At 66.8% G+C, this 21,991-nt stretch carries 19 protein-coding genes and 4 pseudogenes; 13 read left to right on the top strand and 10 right to left on the bottom strand.

Annotated features, from left to right (window positions below; all coding sequences use genetic code 11):
• Window positions 1–55 precede the first annotated feature (55 nt).
• From IEZ07_RS10375 to IEZ07_RS10365, 3 genes are all read left to right on the top strand, one after another.
• On the top strand, window positions 56–955 hold the full coding sequence (locus IEZ07_RS10375; protein ID WP_191894528.1) for an ABC transporter ATP-binding protein: 900 nt from the start codon (window positions 56–58) through the stop codon (window positions 953–955).
• Window positions 952–1,728 carry an ABC transporter permease gene (locus IEZ07_RS10370; RefSeq protein ID WP_191894527.1) on the top strand — a complete coding sequence of 259 codons (777 nt, stop codon included), beginning with the start codon at window positions 952–954 and terminating at the stop codon, window positions 1,726–1,728. The genes IEZ07_RS10375 and IEZ07_RS10370 overlap by 4 nt, the downstream gene beginning before the upstream one ends.
• A gap of 88 nt (window positions 1,729–1,816) precedes the next feature.
• Window positions 1,817–2,767: a WD40 repeat domain-containing protein gene (locus IEZ07_RS10365; protein WP_191894526.1), complete on the top strand. Its 951-nt coding sequence runs from the start codon at window positions 1,817–1,819 to the stop codon at window positions 2,765–2,767.
• Here the strand turns inward: IEZ07_RS10365 and IEZ07_RS10360 are convergent.
• Window positions 2,764–3,030 (bottom strand): hypothetical protein, encoded by a 267-nt coding sequence (locus tag IEZ07_RS10360; RefSeq protein ID WP_191894525.1) that lies wholly within the window; start codon window positions 3,028–3,030, stop codon window positions 2,764–2,766. The genes IEZ07_RS10365 and IEZ07_RS10360 overlap by 4 nt on opposite strands.
• A gap of 705 nt (window positions 3,031–3,735) precedes the next feature.
• On the opposite strand from IEZ07_RS10360, the gene IEZ07_RS10355 reads away from it, so the two are divergent.
• Window positions 3,736–4,164: a hypothetical protein gene (locus tag IEZ07_RS10355; protein ID WP_191894524.1), complete on the top strand. Its 429-nt coding sequence runs from the start codon at window positions 3,736–3,738 to the stop codon at window positions 4,162–4,164.
• A 361-nt stretch (window positions 4,165–4,525) separates the two neighbouring features.
• Here the strand turns inward: IEZ07_RS10355 and IEZ07_RS10350 are convergent, their stop codons facing one another.
• Window positions 4,526–5,701 carry an MFS transporter gene (locus tag IEZ07_RS10350; RefSeq protein WP_191894523.1) on the bottom strand — a complete coding sequence of 392 codons (1,176 nt, stop codon included), beginning with the start codon at window positions 5,699–5,701 and terminating at the stop codon, window positions 4,526–4,528.
• A 507-nt stretch (window positions 5,702–6,208) separates the two neighbouring features.
• Between IEZ07_RS10350 and IEZ07_RS10345 the strand changes: the two genes are divergently transcribed.
• Together IEZ07_RS10345 and IEZ07_RS10340 are read left to right on the top strand one after the other, a co-directional pair.
• Window positions 6,209–6,604, top strand: a complete 396-nt coding sequence (locus tag IEZ07_RS10345; protein ID WP_191894522.1) for a MerR family transcriptional regulator — start codon at window positions 6,209–6,211, stop codon at window positions 6,602–6,604.
• Window positions 6,605–6,710: 106 nt separating this feature from the next.
• Window positions 6,711–7,634 (top strand): NADP-dependent oxidoreductase, encoded by a 924-nt coding sequence (locus tag IEZ07_RS10340; RefSeq protein WP_191894521.1) that lies wholly within the window; start codon window positions 6,711–6,713, stop codon window positions 7,632–7,634.
• Window positions 7,635–7,940: 306 nt separating this feature from the next.
• Here IEZ07_RS10340 and IEZ07_RS10335 read toward each other — a convergent pair whose 3' ends face one another.
• Window positions 7,941–8,939 carry an SDR family NAD(P)-dependent oxidoreductase gene (locus tag IEZ07_RS10335; RefSeq protein WP_191894520.1) on the bottom strand — a complete coding sequence of 333 codons (999 nt, stop codon included), beginning with the start codon at window positions 8,937–8,939 and terminating at the stop codon, window positions 7,941–7,943.
• Window positions 8,940–9,020: 81 nt separating this feature from the next.
• Between IEZ07_RS10335 and IEZ07_RS10330 the strand changes: the two genes are divergently transcribed.
• Window positions 9,021–9,623 (top strand): TetR/AcrR family transcriptional regulator, encoded by a 603-nt coding sequence (locus tag IEZ07_RS10330; RefSeq protein ID WP_191894519.1) that lies wholly within the window; start codon window positions 9,021–9,023, stop codon window positions 9,621–9,623.
• Between the two features lie 327 nt (window positions 9,624–9,950).
• On the opposite strand, the gene IEZ07_RS10325 is transcribed toward IEZ07_RS10330, so the two are convergent.
• From IEZ07_RS10325 to IEZ07_RS10315, 3 genes are all read right to left on the bottom strand, one after another.
• Window positions 9,951–10,583: a DUF6461 domain-containing protein gene (locus IEZ07_RS10325; RefSeq protein ID WP_191894518.1), complete on the bottom strand. Its 633-nt coding sequence runs from the start codon at window positions 10,581–10,583 to the stop codon at window positions 9,951–9,953.
• Window positions 10,584–10,742: 159 nt separating this feature from the next.
• The gene (locus IEZ07_RS10320) at window positions 10,743–11,084 is read right to left on the bottom strand and encodes a winged helix-turn-helix domain-containing protein (protein WP_191894517.1); all 342 of its coding nucleotides are present in this window, start codon (window positions 11,082–11,084) and stop codon (window positions 10,743–10,745) included.
• Window positions 11,081–11,374 (bottom strand): hypothetical protein, encoded by a 294-nt coding sequence (locus tag IEZ07_RS10315; RefSeq protein ID WP_191894516.1) that lies wholly within the window; start codon window positions 11,372–11,374, stop codon window positions 11,081–11,083. Before IEZ07_RS10315 ends, IEZ07_RS10320 begins: the two co-directional genes overlap by 4 nt.
• A gap of 127 nt (window positions 11,375–11,501) precedes the next feature.
• On the opposite strand from IEZ07_RS10315, the pseudogene IEZ07_RS36270 reads away from it, so the two are divergent.
• The 5 genes and pseudogenes from IEZ07_RS36270 to IEZ07_RS10290 all read left to right on the top strand — a co-directional run.
• A pseudogene (locus tag IEZ07_RS36270) lies at window positions 11,502–11,975 on the top strand (site-specific integrase); the annotation flags it as partial.
• 209 nt (window positions 11,976–12,184) lie between these two features.
• Window positions 12,185–13,375 (top strand): annotated as a pseudogene (locus IEZ07_RS10305) (IS3 family transposase).
• 90 nt (window positions 13,376–13,465) lie between these two features.
• Window positions 13,466–14,131, top strand: coding sequence for a hypothetical protein (locus IEZ07_RS10300; protein WP_191894515.1), 666 nt, complete (start codon window positions 13,466–13,468; stop codon window positions 14,129–14,131).
• A 182-nt stretch (window positions 14,132–14,313) separates the two neighbouring features.
• Window positions 14,314–15,499, top strand: a pseudogene (locus IEZ07_RS10295) (transposase family protein).
• A gap of 43 nt (window positions 15,500–15,542) precedes the next feature.
• Window positions 15,543–15,797 (top strand): tyrosine-type recombinase/integrase, encoded by a 255-nt coding sequence (locus tag IEZ07_RS10290; protein WP_191894660.1) that lies wholly within the window; start codon window positions 15,543–15,545, stop codon window positions 15,795–15,797.
• 1,158 nt (window positions 15,798–16,955) lie between these two features.
• Here IEZ07_RS10290 and IEZ07_RS10285 read toward each other — a convergent pair.
• Window positions 16,956–17,255, bottom strand: a pseudogene (locus IEZ07_RS10285) (DnaA ATPase domain-containing protein); the annotation flags it as partial.
• A 1,300-nt stretch (window positions 17,256–18,555) separates the two neighbouring features.
• Window positions 18,556–19,284 (bottom strand): hypothetical protein, encoded by a 729-nt coding sequence (locus IEZ07_RS10280; protein WP_191894514.1) that lies wholly within the window; start codon window positions 19,282–19,284, stop codon window positions 18,556–18,558.
• Between the two features lie 265 nt (window positions 19,285–19,549).
• Here IEZ07_RS10280 and IEZ07_RS10275 point away from each other — a divergent pair, with 265 nt between their 5' ends.
• On the top strand, window positions 19,550–19,960 hold the full coding sequence (locus IEZ07_RS10275) for a hypothetical protein (protein WP_301549315.1): 411 nt from the start codon (window positions 19,550–19,552) through the stop codon (window positions 19,958–19,960).
• Window positions 19,961–19,986: 26 nt separating this feature from the next.
• Here the strand turns inward: IEZ07_RS10275 and IEZ07_RS10270 are convergent, their stop codons facing one another.
• Together IEZ07_RS10270 and IEZ07_RS10265 are read right to left on the bottom strand one after the other, a co-directional pair.
• A complete protein-coding gene (locus tag IEZ07_RS10270; protein WP_239319913.1) occupies window positions 19,987–20,460 on the bottom strand; it encodes an NUDIX domain-containing protein in 474 nt (157 codons plus the stop codon).
• 42 nt (window positions 20,461–20,502) lie between these two features.
• Window positions 20,503–21,717: a helix-turn-helix domain-containing protein gene (locus IEZ07_RS10265; RefSeq protein WP_275413810.1), complete on the bottom strand. Its 1,215-nt coding sequence runs from the start codon at window positions 21,715–21,717 to the stop codon at window positions 20,503–20,505.
• Window positions 21,718–21,991: the final 274 nt, after the last annotated feature.

The following is a 21,991-nucleotide window of genomic DNA, read 5'->3' as shown; positions in this document are numbered from 1 at the left end:
TGTACGGGCTGAACGAACTGCTTGATCGAGAAGAACGCACGTGAGGCGACGGGACATGATCCGAATAGACGGACTGACGAAGCGCTTCGGTGACAGGACGGCCGTGGACGGCCTGACGTTCACCGTCGAATCCGGCAGGGTCACCGGGTTCCTCGGCCCGAACGGGGCCGGCAAGTCGACGACCATGCGGATGATCCTCGGCCTCGACAGGCCGGACGCCGGGAGCGTGACCGTCAACGGCCACGACTACGTGGGCATGGCCAGGCCCATGCACGAGGTGGGCGCCCTGCTGGACGCCCGCGCGCTGCACCCCAGGCGTACGGCCCGCGACCACCTGCTCTGCATCGCCCGGTCCAACGGCATCCCGGGCGGACGGGTGGACGAGGTGCTGGAACTGGTCGGGCTGGAATCGGTGGCGCGCAAGCGGGCCGGTGATTTCTCCCTGGGGATGAGCCAGCGGCTCGGGATCGCGGTGGCGCTCCTCGGCGATCCCAAGGTGCTGCTGTTCGACGAGCCGGTCAACGGCCTGGATCCCGAGGGCATCAAGTGGATCCGCGAGCTGATGCGCGGGCTGGCCGGTGAGAACCGCACCGTCCTGGTCTCCAGCCATCTGATGAGCGAGATGGCGCAGACCGCCGACCATCTCGTCATCATCGGCAGAGGGAGGCTGATCGCGGACATCGGGATCAGCGAGTTCGTCCGGCAGGGGTCCAACGTGCTGGTGCGGGCGGACGACCCGGATCGGCTCGTCCCTCTCCTGGCGGAGGCGGGCGGTTCCGTCAGGCAGGGGACCGACGGTTCCTTCATCGTCATCGGCCTGGAGGCCAGGCAGGTCGGCAAGGCCGCGCTGGCCGCCGGGATCGTGCTGACGGAGCTGACGCCACAACGTTCACTGGAACAGGCCTACATGGACCTGACCCGCGACAGCGTCGAGTTCCAGGCGAGCGCGGCATGAGGGCCGCCATCGCGGACACGATGCGGTCGGAGTGGACCAAGTTCCGCTCGGTCCCCTCCAACATCCCCATCCTGCTGGCGACCGTCACCGTCATGGTGGGCGCGGGCGCGCTCACCGCCGGCAGGGCGAGCGGGACCTACCGGGCGGCGGGAGCGGCGTTCGACGCCACCTACATCAGCATGTACGGCGGGTTCCTGTTCGCGCAGATCAGCGTGGGCGCACTCGGCGCGCTGGCAGTGACCTCCGAGTACGCCACCGGGACGATCCGTACGAGCCTGACCGTGGTCCCGCGGCGCGGACGGCTGCTGGCCGCCAAGATCTGGACGTTCGGTCTGATCACCCTGGTGATGGGAGAGGTCGCCGCCTTCGGCTCGTTCCTCCTGGGTCAGACCCTGATCGGCGCCGCCGGTGCTCCGTCCGCGACGCTCGGCCAGCCCGGCGTCCTGCGCGCCGTCGTCGGCATGGGGATGATCTGGTCACTGGTGGGCCTGATCGGCGTGGCACTCGGCTGCCTGCTGCGGAACACGATGGCCGCCACGACCGCGGTGACCGTCGTCAATTTCATCATCCCGATCATCGGGCCCCGCCTCATGCCCGCGGCCGTCGGGGACTGGGTGACCGTCTACTGGCCGATCTCGGCCGGACTCCAGGTCACCACCACCGTCCACCACGCGGACCGGCTCGCTCCGTGGACGGGGTTCGGCCTGATGACCGCCTTCACCGCCGGTCTGCTGGTGGCGGCCTTCGCGGTGTTCCGCTCGCGGGACGCCTGACGGCGGCACACCGGCGCCGCCATGCGGTGTCCGGGGAGGTCCGTCCCACACGGAGGTCCGGTGGGGACGGGGCTATCCTCCGATCGATATGACCCTTCCTTTCCGGGACATCCAGATCGAACGCTGTACCCCGGCGGATGTCGCCTTCCATCCCGGCGGCGGCTGTTTCGCCGTCGCCGGAGAGGACGGGACGGTGCGGTTGTGGGACACCGCCACCGGCCACGCCGTCGGCCGGTCCCCGGCCGCCCCTGCCGAACAGGCCTGGGCGGTGGCCTTCCACCCCCGCGGCCGTCTGCTCGCCACCGGCTGGTCGGACGGCGCGATCCGGGTGTTCCGCACCGACGCCTTCCAGCCCGCCGGCGAACCACCGGACGGCCGCACCGACGCCTTCCAGCTCACCGGTGAACCGCCGGACGGCCACACCGAGGGCGTCACCGCGCTGGCCTTCCATCCTCGGGGGCATCTACTGGCCAGCGCGGGCCAGGACGGGACCGTACGGCTGTGGCACACCGGCACCCTGCAGCCCGCCGGTGAACCGCTGGGCGGCATCGGCGATCCCGCCCACGCGGTGGCCTTCTCCCTCGACGGGCGGCTGCTGGCCGGCACCGCAGGCCGTACCGTGCGGCTGTGGGACGGCGAGACCGGACGGTCCGTCGGCCACTTGCCGGGTGATCACAGCGGATCCGTCCACGCGGTGGCCTTCCACCCCGGCGGGCGGCTGCTGGCCGCGGCCGGATACGACCGCAACCAGTTGAGACTGTGGGACGTCACGACCGGCTGCCCCGTCGGCGAACCGCTGCGCGGCCATCGCGGGGATCACGTCTGGGCGGTGGCCTTCCACCCCGGCGGCCGGTTCTTCGCGACCGCCGGCGACGACCTCACGGTACGGCTGTGGGACACCGCGACCGTCCGGCCCGCCGGTGAACCGCTGAACGGTCACACCGGGCACGTCTCCTCACTCGCCTTCCACCCCCGGGGGCACCTGCTGGCCGCCCCCGATGCGGGCGGCACGGTGCGGCTGTGGAGCACGGCCTCCTAGCGGCCCGGCGACACAGAGCCGGCCTGCGAGGCCGCCGTCCGCCACCGACGCGCGAAGAGGCGGCCGCCCCACCGCAACCCCTGGAAGAAGAACCGGACCAACCCGAAGAGGAACGCGACCTCGAACAGCAGTGAACACATGAGCAGGACCTCGCTGAGCGACTCCCCGCCGCTCTCGCGTCCCCACTCGGCGAGTACGGACGTGGCCACCATGCCCAGTACGTATCCGAGCAGCGCCAAAGCCTCGTTGTACCCGGTCCGCATGGGTTGATCCTAGATCCGCCCCAGGCCCAGGAACCTACGGATCCGACCAGGAACCACTGTGACCTCCGCTGGAAGGACGTCCCTCCGGCGCAGCTCTGCCAGGGCATGCGACCGGGCGGGCATGCGGGCGTGCGACCGGTTCCACGGGAGCTGGAAACCGCGAAACCTGGCAGACTTCCCAGGGGTGACGGCCTTTTGGGCGATAAGAGCCGTTTCGCTGTGGAGATCGGCGAGGAGCACGACGTTCTGCGCCGGGTGGACCTGTGAGCGGCCGACAGCGCTTGATCCCCCGTGAGAACGATTCGGCTTCGTTGATCGCTTCCCAGGTCAGGGGTGATCGTTTCCCGGCGGGGTGGCAGACGGCCCTTGCCCGCCTTGTCGAGCTGCTCGCATCCGGCCAAGATCCGGGCCTTGCAGGCGGCGGTGCAACGGCGGGCGGTAAGCCGCTCGCGTACCTCGGAGCGGGAACCTCGGGCTTCCGATTTTCATGCTCCCCCGAAGGTATGTCCCCTTCTCGCCCTCAATGCAGATTTCGTACTTGTTTAATATCTATGTCTAGTTTGACAGGCAGAAACCGAACGTAATCGCTTGACTCAGAAATGCGTAAATTTTTTGCTCAGGCTTGTCCGGATGTGGCACCTAGGCCAAGATTAGTAAAGTCTTCAACTACTTAGTTGGAGAGCCACCGCACGGATGAGGAGAAGCATGAAGCGCACCGTCTCCGTTCTCATCACCGGCATCCTCGGCGCCACGCTCGCCGGCGTCGGTCCCGTCTCCGCGGCCACCTCCCCGATCGACTGCTCCGCAGGGGAGTACACCCGGATCCGGGAGAGCTTCGTCCCCACCAATGTCGAGAGGCCTGCGGTGGACGGTTTCGCCTACCGCTTCGGCAGTCCGTCACCGACCACGTACGAGGTCTGCCTCGACGTCCCGGACGACTCGACATTCACGATCGAGGTACGGAGCTGGTCCAACGGCTCACCGGATGAGACGTTCGTGGACGACCGGCCCGGGGACAAGGTCTTCCGCTACTCGCTTGGCGCCAACAGCTTCTGGCAGATCTACGGCACGTTGACCGGGCCCGACAGCACCTTCCTCTACTACACCTGGCACGAGAAGAAGATCGCGTCCTGACGCCGAACGGGCTGACCACCTCACTCAGCGATGCGGCCGGCTCTACCGCTCCAAGCGACCCCGAAGCCTGCTTCATCCCGAGTTCAAAGCCCGCATACTCCCGACCTCTCAGACGGCTCGGCGAGCGACTGGATCTGTCGCCGTAAGCGAATTTCGCTGCCGCACGAGATCGAAGGCCACTTCCCGATCATGGGAGGTGGCCTTCGACACGCGGCGGGATGTTCACGGGTGTTCGCGACATGCAGTCGGATCAGGAGTTCGTTGATCGCTTCCCAGGCCATGGATGATCGTTCGCCGGGGTCGGGTTGTTCGCACGGCTTGGTAGTGGCTCATGTCGGCTGCGGGAATGCAGTGCGCCGGCTCAGCGGGGTTCAGGGCGCGACCATAGGGATAACGCCATGAGCACAGCGGTCAGCCCTCCGCAGATCATCACGGTGGAGACCGAGAAGACGTCGACGACGCGGCCGCCGAGGAACGCGCCGAGAGCGAAGGTCGCCTGGAACGAGGAGGTGAAGACGACCGTGGCGGCTTCGGGTGCGTGAGGGGCGGCGCTGATGAACGATGACTGCGAGCAGACGGGCACGCCTCCATAGGCCAGGCCCCAGACCACGAGCAGCACCACGGCGCCGGCGCTTGTGCCGCCGACCGAGGGCAGCAGCAGGGTGGCGGCCGCGATCAGGCAGCCGCAGGTTGCGAAAGCGGCTCGGAGGCGTGTGGCGACGGCCTTGCCGACCAGGAAGTTGCCGGCGATCCCGGCGATGCCGTACGCCAGCAGGACGGCGCCGACGGCGGCGGGAGGCAGGCCGGCGACGTCCTGCAGGAAGGGCGTGATGTAGGTGTAGGTGCCGAAGTGGGCCAAGACGATGAGGAAGGTGGCCAGCAGGGCACGGTGACAGCCCCGCGTACGTAGTAGGTCGAGCAGAACGCGAGGGCTGGTGACCTGGTAGGCGGGCAGTGGTGGCAGCAGCAGCATCAGTGCGGCCAGGACCAGGATGGCCAGCACCGCCAGCACCAGGAAGGCGGCCCGCCAGCCGATGAGGTCGCCGATGAAGGTTCCGGCCGGTACGCCGAGCACGGAGCCGAGCGGCACGGCGGAGAAGATCACAGCGGTGGCCGTGCCGACGGCGTGCGGCGGCATCAGGCGACCGGCCAGCCCCGCCCCGATCGACCAGAAGCCGCCGATGGTGAGGCCGACGAACACCCTGGAGATCAACATGACCCAGTAGGAGGTCGCCACGGCGGCCAGCACGTCGGCCACGGCGAGAACCGCCATGAGGATGCACAGCATGACGCGGCGGTCCAGGTGGGCGGTGGTCAGGGTGGCGGCGGGGGCGGCGATCGCGGCGACGATGCCGGGCAGGGCCATGGTCAGCCCCGTGATGCCGTCGGAGATTCCGTAGTCGGCGCCGATGGCGGGCAGCAGGCCGATGGGCAGGATTTCGCTGGTGACGATGGCGAAGATGCCCAGCGTGAGCGCGGTGACGGCGAGCCAGCCGATGAGGGGCGAACGCGACCGGGCCAGCGTGGTGGTTGACATGGTTTCCGTTCGGGGAGGCGCGCGTGGACCGTGGGCGTCCAGCCAAGCAGTGATGACGCAGCGGGCACTGGCATGTTTCGGACGCGACCGTCACCGTGGCGACGTCCGGTGGGCCCGTAAGGCCGCGGCCGCTTCCGCACCGACGTCTCTTACCTGCCCGACCTGGAAACCTGCCCGGCCGGCCTGCTATTCAGCCGGAAAAGCCGCTGGCCACCGTCGAGGTCGACGACTGGACACGAGCTGAGGCGATGCCCTCCGACGAGGAGATCTCCCGCGTCCGCCGGCTGATCTTCCGCATCAAAGCCGAGCCTCGCTGCAGGCCGACCTGGCCAATCCACAAGAGCGCAACGGCCGTTCGGAGACCCGCATCCGTCAGCTTCAAGCGCGTACAGACGAACGTGCTCAGTCGTTGGACCGAGACGACAACCCTGCGGCCATGGCGGTGTCCTCGAGCGTCCATGACTCGTCGGCGGTCCGAACGTGGAGCACGCGCGTAGACTCTCGGGGATGCGGATCGGCGAGCTGTCCAAGCGCACGGGCGTGAGTCCGCGCTCACTGCGGTACTACGAAGAGCAGGGCCTGTTGACCAGCTCACGCTCCGACGCCGGGCAGCGTCACTATTCCGATGCCGCGGTCCAGCGCGTGTCGCTCATCCGACAGCTGTTCGACGCGGGTATGTCCAGCCGGGTGATCACGACTGTGCTGCCGTGTGTGGACATCCCAGGTGACCTGGACGTCGCCGAGGAGACGTTCACGGCGATGATGCGCGAGCGCTACCGGATCGACACCGACATCGCGCACCTGATCGAGGCCCGGGATGCACTCGACGTGCTGATCAAGGCCAACAGCCGGCACCGGGCGGAGCTGTCCACGACCGCGGAACCGGTGGCACATTCGGCCTGATGCTGTGACCTGCGTCTCACCCGGTTGCCCCTTACATCAATGTCAGGGGTGAGGATGGCTGCAGAGCCCGGAATCGCCGGGTCGGCCATACGGGAGGCGGCAGAGAATGGGACAAGCGTGGGGTTTCGGCAAGCATGGCGGGCCCGAGGTGCAGGAGTTCTTCGATCGTCCCGATCCCGACCCCGGTCGCGGCGAGGTGCTGATCCGGGTCCACGTCGCCGGCGTGAACCCCCTCGACCACGCCCTGCGCTCGGGTCTGGTCCCCGGGCTCGACGGCGGGCGTCCGTTCCCCCGCGTGCTGGGCGTGGAGGCAGCGGGAACCGTTCTCGCCCGGGGCGAGGACGTTGACGGGCTCGAGGTGGGTGACGCGGTCTTCGGCTTCGCACTCACCGGTGGCGGCACCTACGCCGAGACGACGGTGCTGTCCGCACCGAACACCGCGCGTATTCCGGCGGGCCTGTCCGCGACCGTGGCGGCAACGCTGCCAGTGGCCGGGACGACCGCGGTGGATGCGCTCGATCAGCTCGGCCTCCCGGCCGGCGCCACGGTCCTGGTCAACGGGGTCGGGGGCGGAGTCGGCCTCGCCGTCGCCCGGCTGGCCATCGGGCGCGAGCTGCGTGTGATCGGCACCGGGAGCACCGCCAAGCGCGAGCACGCCGAAGCCATCGGGGTGCGGTTCATCGACTACACCGCCGAGGACGTCGTCGCCGCAGCACGTGAGCTGGTTCCGGACGGCTTCGACGGGATCGTCGACCTGGTCGGAGGCACCTCGCTGCGGACGGTCGCTCCGCTGGCCCGGAATCCCCGCACCGTCATCGCCGTAGGTGACATGTCTGTGCCCGATGTCGGCGGGCGTTTCGTCGAGCGTCGCCTCGACCGCGAGAACCTGGAACGGTCCACCCGGCTGGCCCTCGACGGAGTCCTCGCACCCGTGATCACCGCGGTCCACCCGCTCTCCGACGCCCCGGCCGCCCTCGCCGCCGTCGAGAACGGTCACGCCTCAGGAAAAGTCGTCATCAAGGTGGCATGAGAAGTGCCCTGCCGACCGATGCCGTCGGCCGTCCATTGCGGACCGACGAGAGCCCGTGGTCAGCGCATCGCCAACTGAGCACGTTCACCTGTACGGGTTGAGCACATTCAGGCGTACGCCGACACCAGCGCGTGCTCCAAGCAGGCGACGGTCGCCACATCAGGCCATGACCGGCCTGTCAGCAGGTCAGCTCGCTCTGCCGGTTCATGCACCACTTCGCTGGACGTGACCCACCTGCAGGAGGCCGAGCGCATCCATCCTCGGACCGCGAGACTGAGCACGCGGTCCGGTCGGTGTGCCATCGCGTCACGTGGAGGCCGGGCCGGTCTCGCCTCCCTGGTCCAGCAAGGCGTTGATCATCTCCTGGAGCCGGGCGCGTCCCACGGTGCCGAGCGCGCCAGTCAGGGCTTGGGCGAGCTTGTCGAACGGGTCGTCCATCGGCAACTCCTTCACCTTCTCGGCCAGTTCCTCCACGCTCCACAGCCCGTCTCTGTGGATGTGTCCGCCGAGGGACCAGCCGTGGTTGACCGCGACCGTTCCGCCCCGTACCGACAGCACCTGGCCGGTGAGCGGACAGGCCGAACTGGCCAGGTAGGCGGCGACAGGCGCGCTGGCAGCGGGGTTCAGGGGGTCGAACCGGCCCGCCTGCGGTTCCTGACTCATGCCGGGAACGGCGAGGGTGAGCCTGGTGCGGGCCATCGAGGGCGAGATGCAGTTGACCCGCACGCCGTACCGGCCGAGTTCGAGGGCTGCCACGGTGGTCAGCGCCGCGACTCCGGCGTTGCCCGCGGCGTAGGAGACCTGCGCGGGCAGCGGGTTGAGCAGTCCGGAGCCGGAGGAGGTGTTGACGACGGCGCGGTCGGCGTGGATTCCTGCTTGGAACTGGTTGCGCCAGTGGCGGGCCGCCCAGTGCGTCACCGCGAAGGTGCCCTTGAGCTTGACGGTCAGGACGTCGTCGAAGTCCTCCTCCGACAGGTCGGCCAGGCCCATGTTCCGTTCGATGGTCGCGTTGTTGACCACTACATGCAGGTCGCCGAAGGACTGTAGTGCCGTCTCCACCATGCGGCGGGCGCCGTTCCAGTCGGCGACGCTGTCGGTGTTGGGCACGGCCTGCCCGCCGCGGGCAGTGATCTCCTCGACGACCTTCGTTGCCACGCCGGCATCGCCGCCTGTGCCGTCAATGGCGACGCCGGGCTCGTTGACGACGACCTTGGCGCCTTCGGCGGCGAAGAACAACGCCTCCTCTCGCCCGATGCCGCGTCCTGCTCCGGTGATCAGGACGACGCGTCCGTTCAGGCTTCCCATGATGACCACCCTTCAATGGCTACAGTCTATGTATCGATGCATAGTATGCATCAATTCGGAAGATGCAATAAACTGCCCCGCATGGTGGAGAAACTCGGACTGCGGGAGCGCAAGAAGCAGCGCACCCGGCAGGCGCTGATCGAGGCGGCGGTTCGCCTGTTCGAGAACAAGGGCTACGACCACGTGACCGTGGCCGAGATCGCAGACGCCGCAGAGGTGTCCCCCCGCACCTTCTTCCTCCACTTCCAGGCCAAGGAGGACGTGCTCCTGGCCAATGCCGACCTGCGCGTCGACCTGGCGCTGCAGACGATCGCCGAGTGCCGCGCCGAGGAACGGCTGCCCGAGTTGCTGGTACGGGCAATGGACCAGATGATCGCCAACGCCTGGGACAGCGACCTCTCCAGCGGGCTGGCGGCGCTTCGGACACGGCTGGCGGCCTCGGTGCCGGCACTGCAGGCCCGGCTGCTGCAGCGTTACCTCACCGCGCAGGCCGAACTGGCCCAGGCGCTGCAGCGGGCATTCCCCGACAGACTCGACGCGATCACAGCCTCCGCCCTGGTCGGCGCGATGGTGGGCGCGGTCAGCGCGTCCGCCTTGACAGCACTGCAGCGCGGCGACGGGCCTGCCGAGGTACGGAACGCCATGCGGGAGGCCATGGCCCTGGTGGCGCGATCCGTCCCCTGATCGCTCTGGGGTGTACTCCGCGACTCCACCGCCCAGGGACTTGCCCTGCCGCCCGTGGAGGGGCTACCTCGGCCGGACTCTGGCCAAGCTCCACCGCCACACCAGGCGGCACTTGAAAGTGCTCAACCGACGTCTACGGCTTCAAATACGGCCAGTCGGCCGACCGTTCGCCCGACTGATGGACACGCCGTTGACCAGCCACTACGCATCCGAGCGGTTCATAGAAGAAGCCGGGGTGTTCACGAGTGGCCCTGACCTGCGGACGAGCCAGAGAATCGTTGATCGCTTCCCAGGATGGGGATGATCATCTCTCGGCCGATCCTGCATTCAAGGTCTGGGTGGGTGCCAGGAGGGATCGCCGATGCGCGAGTGCCGCGCCTGGAACCAGTCGGTGGCGATGTCGGTTTCCGTGATGCGCCCGATCAGCGCCAAGGTCGAGCTGATGCTCTCCGGACCCTCCACGGGATTGTCGAGGACGTCGTCATCGGTGATCTGGAAGCGCAATCCGTCCATCAGATGGTCGAGCGCGTGCGGATCGTCACCGAACCGTTCCTCTGTCCAGCTAGGCTCGAAGGAGACGATCATGCGCCCGTCACGGGCGTACTTGAAGTACTCCCTGCCGTGGATGTTCATACTGAAGCTGAGGGCCTGACGGCCGCCCTGGGTGACGGACATCAGGGACGCGTCATCGTCGACGAACCCCGGCACGATCCCGATCCAGCCGTTGACCTCGGCCACCCAGCGGGAGCCGTCGTCGAGGTGGTGGTCGAGGATCTCGCTCAGGTAGCAGGGGGTGCGGGTGTCGAGGTCCAGCTGGAAGGCCGAGGCGAGGGTGCCGAGGTCCACGCCCTTGATCCACAGGGCGCAGAATCCCAGCGCCCACAGGTCCATCTCGGAATCGAGCTCTTCGGTGAAGATGGTCGATTCCAGAAGGTCGTACAGGTGGGTCCGTGACTGCATGGGTCACCTCTCGGATCCATGATGGGCGCGTCAGCCCCGCTGAGCACAAGGCGACAGGAGGACGCACTGATCGAAACAAGGGCAGACCGTAGCGCCTGCGACCGACACGAGGCGGCCGACATCTGCGCCGCGCCGCAGGACGATCTGGCCGGTCCGGCGTCAGCCGGTGAGATCGGCGATGGCTCGCAGCGCTGCGACGTGCCTCGCGTACGCCGCCTTCCCCTCGTCGGAGAGTGACAGCCACGTACGCGGTCGCCGGCCGACGCGCCCCTTTTCGACGTGGACGTAACCCGCCTTCTCCAGCAGCGCCACCTGTTTGGAGAGCATCGCGTCGGTGATCTCCACACTGTCCCGCACTGCGGCGAACTCAGCGTTCGCCAAGCCGGCGAGCGCGGCGACGATCGAGAACCGGACCGCGTGGGTCAGCAGGTCGTCCAGATCATGACGCGGGTGGCTGAGGCCCCTCGCGTGCCCGCGATCGCCGTCTTGTCCGTGGCTCATGCGTGCCGTTCCCGGAGCGCTCCGATGAGCATGGGTAGTGCGACGATCACGCTGGCGGGCAGCCAGTACGCCAGGTCTCCGATCGTCTCGCTGGCGCCCACGGCCAGCGCCACGCCGTAGAGCGCGAAGCTGCCGACCCAGTAGGGGTTGATGCGCTGACGCGTTCCGGAAAGGTGGGCCAGGCGGCTCCGCTCCCAGACCGTCATAACCACGACCAGCACCCCCCACGCGGCGAAGACGGCGGCTTTCAACAGCTTCGACTCGATCAGTCCGACGCTAGCCGTGACCAAGCCGATGCTGACACCGAATACGACAAGTTTGGTGCTGGCCCAGCGCGCCCGTGCGCGCAGCCGCTGAGACGCGTTGGTGGCGGAGCGGAGCGCGTCACGAGCCGCCTCAGGTGTCATCCCGTTATTCATGCATACCACTCTGGCATGTAGTTACCGAAATGGCAACTACATGCCCATCTGGCTAACTGCCCGACTGTCACCGGGACGTTCATCCTGCTCTCCCGCCTGTCGCCGACCCATCGCGAAGCCGTGGCCTGTCGAGGAGGCGCGGGCCTTCCTGGAGTCGGCCCGGACCCATGAGGACCCGATGTATCCGGTCTACGTCCTGGGCCTGCGCCTCGGTGAGGCCCTCGGCCTCCGCTGGAAGGACGTCGACCTCGGCAACGCTGAGATGACCATCGGCTGGCAGCTCCAGCGGGTGGCCGGCCAGCTCCTCCACCGGCAGACCAAGACGGACGTCTCGGTCGCGACGTTGCCTTTCCCCGAGATCGTGACGACGGCGCTCCGTGCCCGTCGACGGGCACACGACACGGCCCGGGAGACGGCGGGGGACTCGTGGCAGGAGACGGGCCTCGTCTTCACCACCGCGAGCGGGAGCCCCGTGGAGCCGTCGAACTTCCGGCGCAGCTTCGCCAGGGCGTGCGACCGGGCGGGGTGCGGAAGGTCAACGTCTACGCAACCCGGAAGACCTGCGCGTCACTCCTCGTCGCCCTCGACGTCCACCCGCGCGTGGCCATGCAGTGGAGTTGACCCGGTTTGGTGGACACCTGACCTCTGGAGAACCCTGGTTCCCGGAAGAAGGAGTCCGCTGTGCCGAACAACTATCCGCCGGAGTTTCGCCGGCAGATGGTGGAGCTGGTGCGCACCGGACGGACGCCGGAGGAACTGGCTCGGGAGTTCGAGCCTTCTGCTCAGTCGATCCGTACCTGGGTGCGCCAGGCCGATCTGGATGACGGCCGCCGTGCCGACGGCCTGACCAGCGCCGAAAAAGACGAGCTGGCCCGGCTGCGCCGCGAGGTCAAGATCCTCCGCGAGGAGAAGGAGATCCTGCGCAAGGCCGCGGTTTTCTTCGCACGGGAGACGGATCGGCCGAGATGAGGTTCCGGCTGATCGGTGCGGAGAACGACCACCACGACGTCTCCCTATTGGCCCGGGCGGGAGGGTGTGTCGCGCCAGGGCTACTACGCCTGGCGCAGGCGCCGGGAGCGCGGTCCGTCGGCGCGTGCTCGCCGCGACGCCGAGTTGACCGGGAAGATCCGCGCGCACCACGCCGCGTCGGACGGCATCTACGGAGCACCGCGCATCCACGCCGACCTGCGCGAGATCGACGGCATCCGGATCGGCCGCAAGCGGGTGGCCCGGCTGATGCGCACCGCAGGACTGTCGGGCGTGACCCGCCGTAAAGGCTGTCGTACCACGATCCCCGATCGGCGGGCTGCGGCCGCATCCGACCTGGTCAAGCGCCAGTTCACCGCCGAGGAACCGAACCGCCTGTGGACCGCTGACATCACGTATGTGCCGACCGGGCAGGGCTTCCTCTACCTGGCTGTGGTCTTGGATGTGTTCTCCCGGCGGATCGTCGGCTGGGCGATGGCCGAGCACATGCGCACCGAACTGGTCACCGGCGCGCTGGCGATGGCGATCCATCAGCGCCGCCCCAGTGCCGGGGTGATCCATCACAGCGACAAGGGCGGTCAATATACGTCGGTCGCCTTCGGGCAGCGGTGCGCCCAGGCCGGGGTCCGTCCCTCGACGGGGAGAACCGGGACCTGCTTCGATAACGCGATCACCGAGAGCTTCTTCGCCTCGCTGGAGTGCGAGCTGCTCGACCGGCGGGCCTTCGGCACCCGGTCGGAGGCCGAGCGGGCGGTGTTCGCCTACATCGAGGGGTTCTACAACCCCCGGCGCCGTCATTCGGCCGACGGTCAACTCAGCCCAGCCGAGTACGAGCGCCAGCAGGCCCTCAAGAACGTCCATCAAGACGGCTATGCTGCTGCGTAGTCGCAAGCCCTGATGTGTCTACCGAACCGGGGCAACTCCATTCCCGAACCAGCCCTGTCCTGGTTAAGGGAGCGCCGTTAAAGTACCAGAGTGATCACTAAGCGTTCGATTTTCGCCAGCCTCTTATGTGGGGTGCTCTTTGTACAGGCCCCTGCTTTGGCGGAGGCCTCTCCCGAACCACCGTCTCCGGATCAGTTTAAAGCCGCCCTTCTTCTTCCGGAGGATCTCGGCACCGACTTCACCCGCACCACGGACTGGAACAGAGACCCCAGTCAGTACGACATAGTCACCGGCTCGAAGAAGGCCTGTATCAAAGCGGTCAAGGGCATCGTTCCGCTCTACCGGGCCAAGGCCGCGACCTGGCTGAGGAAGGACGACGAGTGGGAGGGGGTGAGCGAGTACATCCTGAGTGGCACTCGCGACAAGATCTCTACCCTGGAGCGGGCAGCCAAGGTCATGGTCCGTGACTGCAGCGGCGTCACGGTCACCACGGACGCCACCAAAGAAACGATCCGCAAGCTGTCGGTCGGCAAGCTCGGTGACAGGGTCTACGGGATCAAGCTCCGTAGCGGGTTCCCGGGCAGGAATCTGGACAAGGAGTCGATGGTTGCGATCGACATTGTGATCATCAGGGTGCGGAACACCCTGATCGCGTTGGAGCACGATGGCCACGTGAGCCAGTTCGATCCCGCGCTCACCAAGTCCGCCGCTGAGACAGCCACGAGGCGGCTCCAGGAAGTTCTGGAGGCTTCGTAGCGGCCTTTGTGACGGCGTGGCGCTCGTGCTGGCGAGTTCGGTCGGTGCGGCGGGGACGGTGGTCGGCGGGCGGCCCGAGTGCGGTCCCGGCCGCGACCGGCCCCCAGGCGGGACTGTACGGTGGTTTTCGGCTCTGTCCCGTAATCGGTGGTAGCCGTACGTCACCGGTGCCAGGCTGGGGCATGCTGAAGATCGATGCTCTTGCGGGTGTGGTGTTTTCGGGATTGTCTGCCCTAGTCATCGAGGATGTGGCGGACGAGGGCGATCTGATCCGGGTGATGGCGCGGACCCGGGACGATCCCGTGCGGTGTCCGGTATGCGCGACGCCGACCGACCGGGTACATGGGTTCTGCAGCCGGATGGTCGCGGACCTTCCCATGGACGGCCGGCAGGTGGTGGTGTCGGTGCGGGTGCGGCGGATGGCCTGCCCGGTCTGGAGCTGCTCGCGGCGGACGTTCCGGGAGCAGGTGCCCGGGCTGCTGGAGCGCTACCAACGCCGAACGAACCGATTCGCCGACCAGTTGGGCGCGGTGGTCAGAGAGCTCGCCGGCCGAGCGAGTGCCCGGCTGTCTAGAGCCTTGGGCGTTCACGTAGCGCGGTCGACCGCGTTGCGGCTGCTCAGGCGGCTGCCGCTGCCCGCGGTCGGAGTACCGCGAGTGCTGGCAGCAGGTTCACGACCTCCTCGGCAAGGGTGTCGGCCTGCTGGAATGCGCCCGCCGACTCGACGTGTCCCTGAACACCGTCAAACGCTACGCCCGCAGGAGCGAACCCGAGGAAGTCCGCCGCGCTCCGCGCTACCGGCAGACCCTCGTCGACCCCTACCGCGACCACCTGCGCGCCCGCCGCGCCGAGGACCCGGCCGTCCCGGTGATGCGGCTGTTCCATGAGATCGCAGAACTCGGCTACACCGGCAGCCTCAACCTCCTCTACCGCTACCTCATCCAGGGCCGAGCCGAAGGCGACCGGCCCGTCATCACCGCCCGCCATTTCACCCGCCTCCTGCTCACCGGCCCCGACCGGCTACGCGACGCCGACACTGACCTGCTGCGGGATCTCACCACCGCCTGTCCCGAGCTGACCGAACTCGCCCGTCTCATCCGTGTCTTCGCCGGCCTGCTCACCCCGGCCGAAGGCAACGACGCCAAGCTCACTGCCTGGATCACCGCCGCACGCGTTGCCGACCTACCTCACCTGCACGGCTTCGCCCACGGACTGGAGCTCGACCGCGCAGCCGTCGATGCCGCTCTCACCCTGCCCCACCACAACGGCCGGACCGAGGGCGTCAACACCCGCACGAAAAAGATCATGAGACAGATGTACGGCCGCGCCGGATTCGACCTTCTTCGCCACCGCATCCTCCTGCCGTGACCCTTACCCAGTGCTACCACCGATTACGGGACAGAGCCGTTAACTGGACACACCCGAGCCGAACCTCCGGCGCAGCTTCGCCAGGGCGTGCGACCGGGCGGGTGTGCGGAAGGTCAACGTCCACGCGACCCGGAAGACCTGCGCGTCGCTCCTCGTCGCCCTCGACGTCCACCCGCGCGTGGCCATGCAGATCCTCCGGCACAGTCAGATCTCGGTGACCATGAACATCTACAGCGAGGTCTCATCGGAGGAGACGCGCAAGGCGCTCAAGAAGCTCGGTGACCGGCTGGATTCGTAGCCGTTGCTGTATTTCGCTGCTGCATAAGATCGAAAAGGCCACTTCCCGATCATGGGAGGTGGCCTTTGAGCTGGGGTGGAGCCTAGGAGATTCGAACTCCTGACATCCTGCTTGCAAAGACGCATACCGATCATGGGCGACCAGCGAAGATGCAGATCACAGCGCTGATCGCGCTCCCCGTGGCTCCCCGCTGTTCCCTCCTGTTCTCCATCCCATCGGGCACGCGACGGGCACGCGGCCACTTCTTCGCCAGGGCCGTCCGAGCCGTAATGGGAGCTCGTAATCGAGCTTTGAGCTGTACTGTCCGGGTGTGGATGTGAACCAGTGTGTGCCCCTGTTGCAACATCCCCGCAGCCAGCGATCTTCGTGGTGATCGATGGGACAGAACTGAAGCATGAGATCTGGCCCACCGATCACTCTCAATGTCGAGCGAAGGGCCAACCACCACCAGGGCCGAGGGGCGCCGAGCTCACCTCGCGTTAGTCAATGGCCTTCTGAAGCCATGTCGCCACTGCTACAGCGATTCCAATGCCTGTAGCCAAGCCAGTCCCCAGCCCGGTGATGCCACCGACTGCAAAGCCCGTCACCCCTCCGACTGCTACACCGGTGAGCCCTGAGAAGCCGAGGATCGTCACCCAGCGGTGAGGAAGCCGCGGTGGTTCAGTAGCAGGTTGGTTGTTAGCCTGCGAGGATGGCTGGAATAACCTCATGATGAAACGTTCCTTCTGCTAGCAGTGTGGATCGGACGTGAGAGCGGCTCCCTGTTGGCGCAGGGGGCCGTTCACTTTGGAACGGCCTCGCCAGCCTTCGCGCGGGTGAGGCTGGGTGAGCACTACAAACCTTGTGCGCCCCAACCCCTAGGCAAAGCTCCTTTCGCAGCTAGGTCAGCCCCGATTATGGTGACCATGCAAGCATCCATCATGCTGTGCTTGTCATCCCCCGGAACCCCCTCTATGGGTCTTGAGTTTCTTCTTGGAAGATAGGAGATGTCATCACAGCAGGGGGTGCGGAAACTGTGGACGAGCCTCGTTTTCGCAGCTCACGTCCTGTTTTTTCATCCACGAGGGTGTGGGTGGAGCCTGTGGGAAACCGGCCCTCCTATGGACGGCCGCCCCTACCCACAAGCCGCCCCAGCTCAAGGGTTCTCCAGGCTTTCCAGTAGCGGCCGCGGAAGTTGTCGGCCTTGTGGTCGCGGATGGAGTTGATGAAGTCGTTGGTGAACTCCTCCGAGCTGACGTATCTCACCCGCGCGCCGTCGTAGAGGCTCTGCGCGTAGTGGCCGATCGCGTGCAGCAGGTGAGTCTTGCCCAGGCCGGAGTCGCCGTAGATGAACAGCGGGTTGTACGCCTTGGCCGGGGCCTCGGCCACCGCGACCGCGGCGGCGTACGCGAAGCGGTTGCTGGAGCCGATGACGAAGGTCTCGAAGGTGTACTTCGGGTTCAGCCGCGCCGGCTTCCCCTACAGCGCGCAGACCTCACCCGCCTGATCATCCCGTCTGCCGTCGACCCGCCCGCAGGGGAAGCGGGCCGGGGTCACGGGGCCAAGGTGGAGCGCCCCACTGGACGAACGACCTTGGCCCCGTGACCCCGGTCTGCTCGGCTTGTCCCGGGTCGATGGGAGACGGGATGATCAGGCCTTACCTCAGCCATCGATAGACAGAGGCGTCAGGAGCACGCCTTGATGATCATCCCGGAGCCGGAGCGCCCCCGCCGGGAGCTGGCTCTACCGACGATTCATGATGGCTCGGATAAAGCCAGCCAGAGCTTTCAGGATGTCAGGGCGCTCGGTTGGCTGGGCTCCCTTGAGCGAGACGAGCGAGACGACGAGAACGACGAGGCTGACACTCAGCGCTACCAGAGCAGGAGGCCAAACGACGGCGGACACAGATAACCCCTTGAGGTCTCATCCGTGCTGCTCATCTCACGGGGGCGGCGTGTCACGCGCGAGCTCTAGTTGTAGACGCAAGCCTACTCTACCGACTGGACCGGGATGTTCCGCTTTGTCCAGGATGAATCGGTAGCGTGCTCAGCAATCGCACGGAACAGTTCGTGCACATTCACCCGGTAGTCCCTGTGACAACCGCAGGTCACGAAACCCATCCCTCCGATCGACCCCTCCCAGATGGGAACGCCATCTCGAGGGACCCACTTGGGTCCCTGCAAGACCGTTTGATAGAACCAAAAGGGCAGGGGATTGGTATTGTTTCTGCTAGATGGCGGTATCACCTTCATAATGGTGGGGACGAAATTTAAACGTGCACGCCCTGGTAGATCTTCGAGAGCGGCCTGACGTGCGCTTTCGTAGTACTCAGCTTCGGATGACCACTCTTCCGGGTCAGTAAGCCCCATGTAGTACCAGTGAAGCGCACGCAGGCTTTCGTCACGAGAGAACCGATGACCGGTGTACCAAAGCCAATAACCATCAGGCAGTAAGATGCTGGCTGCGAGAAGGCGGCCACAATTCCTGTGAGGGCAACGCGAGTCGGCAATAATCGCGGGCCTCATGCGTCCGCTTCTGACTTCCTTCAAGATCTGTTCCGCTCTTGCTTCTAGATCTTCTTCTACGTTCATGACGTCACTCCAGTCAGCGGCGAAGCTGTGTTAGCGGCCCGAGCGCGGCCCCGGCCGTGACCGGCCCCCAGGCCGCATGCGCGGCCGGGGTCCGCGACGCGGGCCGCGCGGCGGCGCGGAGCGCCGTCGCCTTGATCCCTACAAGAACAATTCGGCAACGCCGCTGCGTTTGGCAGTAAGCCCTCGCTTCAAGCTTCCAGGCCTGGCAGCAGCGAATGAGGACGGTCCATCAGCTCATCGTCCAGACGGACTCCGCTCTCCACCTCGATCACGGCCAGACACGCTGCGGTGATGTCCACATCCGCCTCCGCCTCCTCGCTGTCGTAGCCCCTCAGGAAGAGTTCGGTGTAGGCGCTTAGCGGGCCAAGATGGTCCGTCCAGTGGGTGAAGGGGATCCAGCCCGGCTCGGGATGCTCAAGGAACCCCTCGGCGTTTCCATAGCGGGCGTACATGACGGTGTTGCCCTCGATGTCGAGCGACAGACGCCAATGACGGAACCCGTCACCGGCGAGCCGGTCGGTCATCTCCTGGCGCTCTTCTCCCAAGTCGATCCAGCCCAGGGTGACGATACCGGCCCCGACTTGGTAGAGGTCGAGACCACGGCCGGCATCCGTCGGTCCGGGTTCATGGAGGTGGAGACCATCGCCGACGTCCGTCGGTCCGAGTTCTCGTAGCACGGCGGGATCGGCTCCGAGGCGTCGTACGGCAGCCTGAACCGTGAGGATGCCAGAGTCAGGGATCGTCACGGTGTATGCCAAAGTGTCCAGATCGCTCAGCATGTCGTCGTAACGGGCGATGATCTCGTCAAGCACGAGCTGAACGACCTTTCTGAACGGCTTGAGCGGATCCGCCGGATCGGGTTCGGTCTGCAGTATCCATCGGGACCTCCTCGGACGGAACAGTCGGGTGACGTCCAAGATTTTTAGCACCGAATGGCTGCCGGGTCTTGACGCACGGTCTCGCTCTCAAACGCAGCGGCGTTGAACAATTCGGCAGTGCGCTCAGACGCGTGTGCCAGCATGGATCTTGAGTGCGTCATGCTTCTACTCGTTGACCAGAGGGGACGGACCATTGCCTGACTGAGCGACGAGCACGGGAGCGGCCATGTCCAGGATGTCGCTGAACTGGAAGCTAGCGGGATCAGGATGGGCCGACTGTACGGTTGCTGATGATCAAGATCAGGTGGAAGTCGCTGTGTCGTACTTCCCCCCGCATACGGTGGAAGAGCTGCTAGCCGCGGTGGCACGGCTGGTCGTGGGCGAGCAGGAGACCCGCGCGCAGTTCGAAGCAGAGCCCACCGCCTTCCGATGGATCTTCTACCGGGGGGATACGGATGTCTGGATCCGGTTGCTCCGCCTTCCCGACGGCAGCAAGCACGACAAAGCCGGAACGGAGATCTGGTCGAGCTGGCAGACGGTCGACTCTGTCGCCCAAGCAGTGATTCGATGCTTCGATCAAGTCGCCCACTCCTACGGAGAAAGCACCTACCACGCCAAGTGGGGCCACCCGTTTCCTCGCCGGGAGCTTGAAGCCCTCCGGGCTGCATGGCGCGGCCTGGCCTCTGAGTCCCGGGGAACATCCCCAAGCCTGTGAGACGCGCCTGAACGTAGTGGCGTTGATTAGTTCGGCAACTGCTGGCCATACTCCAGGTACAGCGGGCGGCCGAGGCTGCGGGCGGTGACGGCGGCCGTGACACGGTGGGCGAGGCGTTCGATCAGGAGGCCGGGCAGTTCCTCGACCGGGTGGAAGTCGTAACCGGCCAGTTCGTCGGCGCCGAGACGGATGCTGTCGCGCATGCTCGGGCTGAGGGTCCCGCCGTCGAACAGGAACAGGACCTTGTCGCCTTCCTGCGGGTGGGGCGCCCAGTCGACCACCAGGAGGTCGCCGATCGGCGGTTGGATGCCGAGTTCCTCATGGACCTCACGCACGCACGCCTGAAACGGGGTCTCCCCCGGCTCGATGTAACCGCCGGGGATGTCGCGGTAGTCCTTGTAATGGGGGCGGACCAGGAGCACGCGGCCGTGCTCGTCGAAGAAGAGTGCCCCGGCTGCGGCGCGGGGGGTGGCCATGGGCGGGGTCTCTTGTCCGGTCATGATCCCTACGGTACGGGAAGTCCGCCCCGTGCGGAGGGTGGCTCAGGTGACGCGGAGCCGGCGGGCCAGGTCGCTGAGCCGATGACTGGGCTTGCCCTTCTGCCGGCGGATCCAGCTCAGGACGAGTTGGCGGCTGAGGTAGTGGTGGCGGATCTGCTCGGGGGCCAGGTGCTCGGCCTGAAGGAGCGCCTCCAACGCCTCGTCGGTGCGGTTCCACAGGCTAAACGCCTGGGCGACGGCAATCCCGTGGCGGGCGCGGCGCTCGATCGGCAGAGCGCTGGTGTCCAGGCCGGGACCGAGGTCGATGGCGACTTGAACGTCTCCCAGCTCGATGGCGGTCGCCACCTGGTGGATGGCCACGTTGGTCGGGCCGAACGCGGTCCACACGTGGTTGGCGTCACCGCCCAGACGACGGGCGGACTCCGCGGCCTCCTTCAGGAAGGCTTGGGTGGTGGTGCGGTCCTCGGCGCGGGCGGAGGCCATCGATCCGGCGAGGAAAAGCGTGCCGTACACCGACAGCAGTTCCGGGCCGGCCTGGGACAGGTCTGACTGGAGGAGTCCGGCGGCGTCGTTGGTCAGTTGGGCGGCGGCGTCGTAGCGGCCGTTGGAGAGCAGAGCGTGGGTGACCGAGCGCAGGAGTGAGGCGACCACGATCTGATCGCCGGAGTTCTGGGCGTAGGTCAACCCGCGTTCGGCGGCGATCCACGCGAGATCGGTCTCCCCGACCTTGACGAGGATGGTGGCGGCTGCGTGGTAGGTCTGGCCCAGCAGGCTGAGCGCCTGAGTGTGCTGATCTCCCTGGTAGGCGCTGGCGGCGTGGTGGGCTTCGGCGAGAAGGGCCGGAAGGCGGCGGACCACGAGGCCGTACCGGGATGCCTGGTAGGCGTGCCAGACGTCGGCGATCTCGCTGCGCAGCTCGGTGAGGCTGGGCGGCTCGTGCGCTTGGGCGAGAGCGGCGAGTGGGGTGAGCTGGCGGTAATCGGTGATCGCCGCCCGCAGTGCCGGGACGGTGCGGTCCCCGCTGTCGGGGCTCCAGTCGAGTAGGGACGGCTCGGCGAGGAGATCGCCGAGGGCGACGTCCAGGGCGACCGCCAGAGATTTGATGACCGACAGGCGGTCGAGATCGATCCGGTCGTTCTCGACCTTGCTGAGCCAATCGACCGTGCGGCCGACAAGGCCGGCCAGGACTTCCTGTGACATTCCGCGTCGTCGGCGGTACCACGCCACGCGTTCCCCGATGGTCAGGTGATCCGTCATGCCTCGCATACCGGTCAGCCTCGCATGGATAACTCGGGGACCCCGGAATTCTTTTCCGGGGCGGAGCGGCCACTGCTTCCTAGTGTCTCGGCATACCGAGAAAACGTCCATGACGACGGAGGAAAAGGAGTGGACACGACGGGCACACGCAAGACCGGCGGGGAGGGCTGCTGCTCGGCCTGCCGGGGCAAGGGGTGGCGATATGCGCAGGTGAGCGCGGCCTATGGAGCGCAGGCCATCGACGGCCGACGCGCGCGGAGAACGCGGAGCGATT

Origin of the sequence: Planomonospora parontospora, assembly GCA_014647935.1 — a bacterium.
GTDB lineage: Bacteria > Actinomycetota > Actinomycetes > Streptosporangiales > Streptosporangiaceae > Planomonospora > Planomonospora parontospora.
Note: the sequence above shows the minus strand (reverse complement) of the source record. Positions and strands in the feature narration are given on the sequence as shown.

Bases quoted from the DNA above. Each gene is read 5' to 3' on its own strand.
- IEZ07_RS10325 (WP_191894518.1), bottom strand. From the start codon at position 10,583: ATGCAGTCACGGACCCACCTGTACGACCTTCTGGAATCGACCATCTTC.
- IEZ07_RS10335 (WP_191894520.1), bottom strand. From the start codon at position 8,939: ATGGGAAGCCTGAACGGACGCGTCGTCCTGATCACCGGAGCAGGACGC.
- IEZ07_RS10375 (WP_191894528.1), top strand. From the start codon at position 56: ATGATCCGAATAGACGGACTGACGAAGCGCTTCGGTGACAGGACGGCC.
- IEZ07_RS10340 (WP_191894521.1), top strand. From the start codon at position 6,711: ATGGGACAAGCGTGGGGTTTCGGCAAGCATGGCGGGCCCGAGGTGCAG.
- IEZ07_RS10320 (WP_191894517.1), bottom strand. From the start codon at position 11,084: ATGAGCCACGGACAAGACGGCGATCGCGGGCACGCGAGGGGCCTCAGC.
- IEZ07_RS10330 (WP_191894519.1), top strand. From the start codon at position 9,021: ATGGTGGAGAAACTCGGACTGCGGGAGCGCAAGAAGCAGCGCACCCGG.
- IEZ07_RS10355 (WP_191894524.1), top strand. From the start codon at position 3,736: ATGAAGCGCACCGTCTCCGTTCTCATCACCGGCATCCTCGGCGCCACG.
- IEZ07_RS10365 (WP_191894526.1), top strand. From the start codon at position 1,817: ATGACCCTTCCTTTCCGGGACATCCAGATCGAACGCTGTACCCCGGCG.
- IEZ07_RS10270 (WP_239319913.1), bottom strand. From the start codon at position 20,460: ATGACCGGACAAGAGACCCCGCCCATGGCCACCCCCCGCGCCGCAGCC.
- IEZ07_RS10265 (WP_275413810.1), bottom strand. From the start codon at position 21,717: ATGACGGATCACCTGACCATCGGGGAACGCGTGGCGTGGTACCGCCGA.
- IEZ07_RS10350 (WP_191894523.1), bottom strand. From the start codon at position 5,701: ATGTCAACCACCACGCTGGCCCGGTCGCGTTCGCCCCTCATCGGCTGG.
- IEZ07_RS10370 (WP_191894527.1), top strand. From the start codon at position 952: ATGAGGGCCGCCATCGCGGACACGATGCGGTCGGAGTGGACCAAGTTC.
- IEZ07_RS10345 (WP_191894522.1), top strand. From the start codon at position 6,209: ATGCGGATCGGCGAGCTGTCCAAGCGCACGGGCGTGAGTCCGCGCTCA.
- IEZ07_RS10360 (WP_191894525.1), bottom strand. From the start codon at position 3,030: ATGCGGACCGGGTACAACGAGGCTTTGGCGCTGCTCGGATACGTACTG.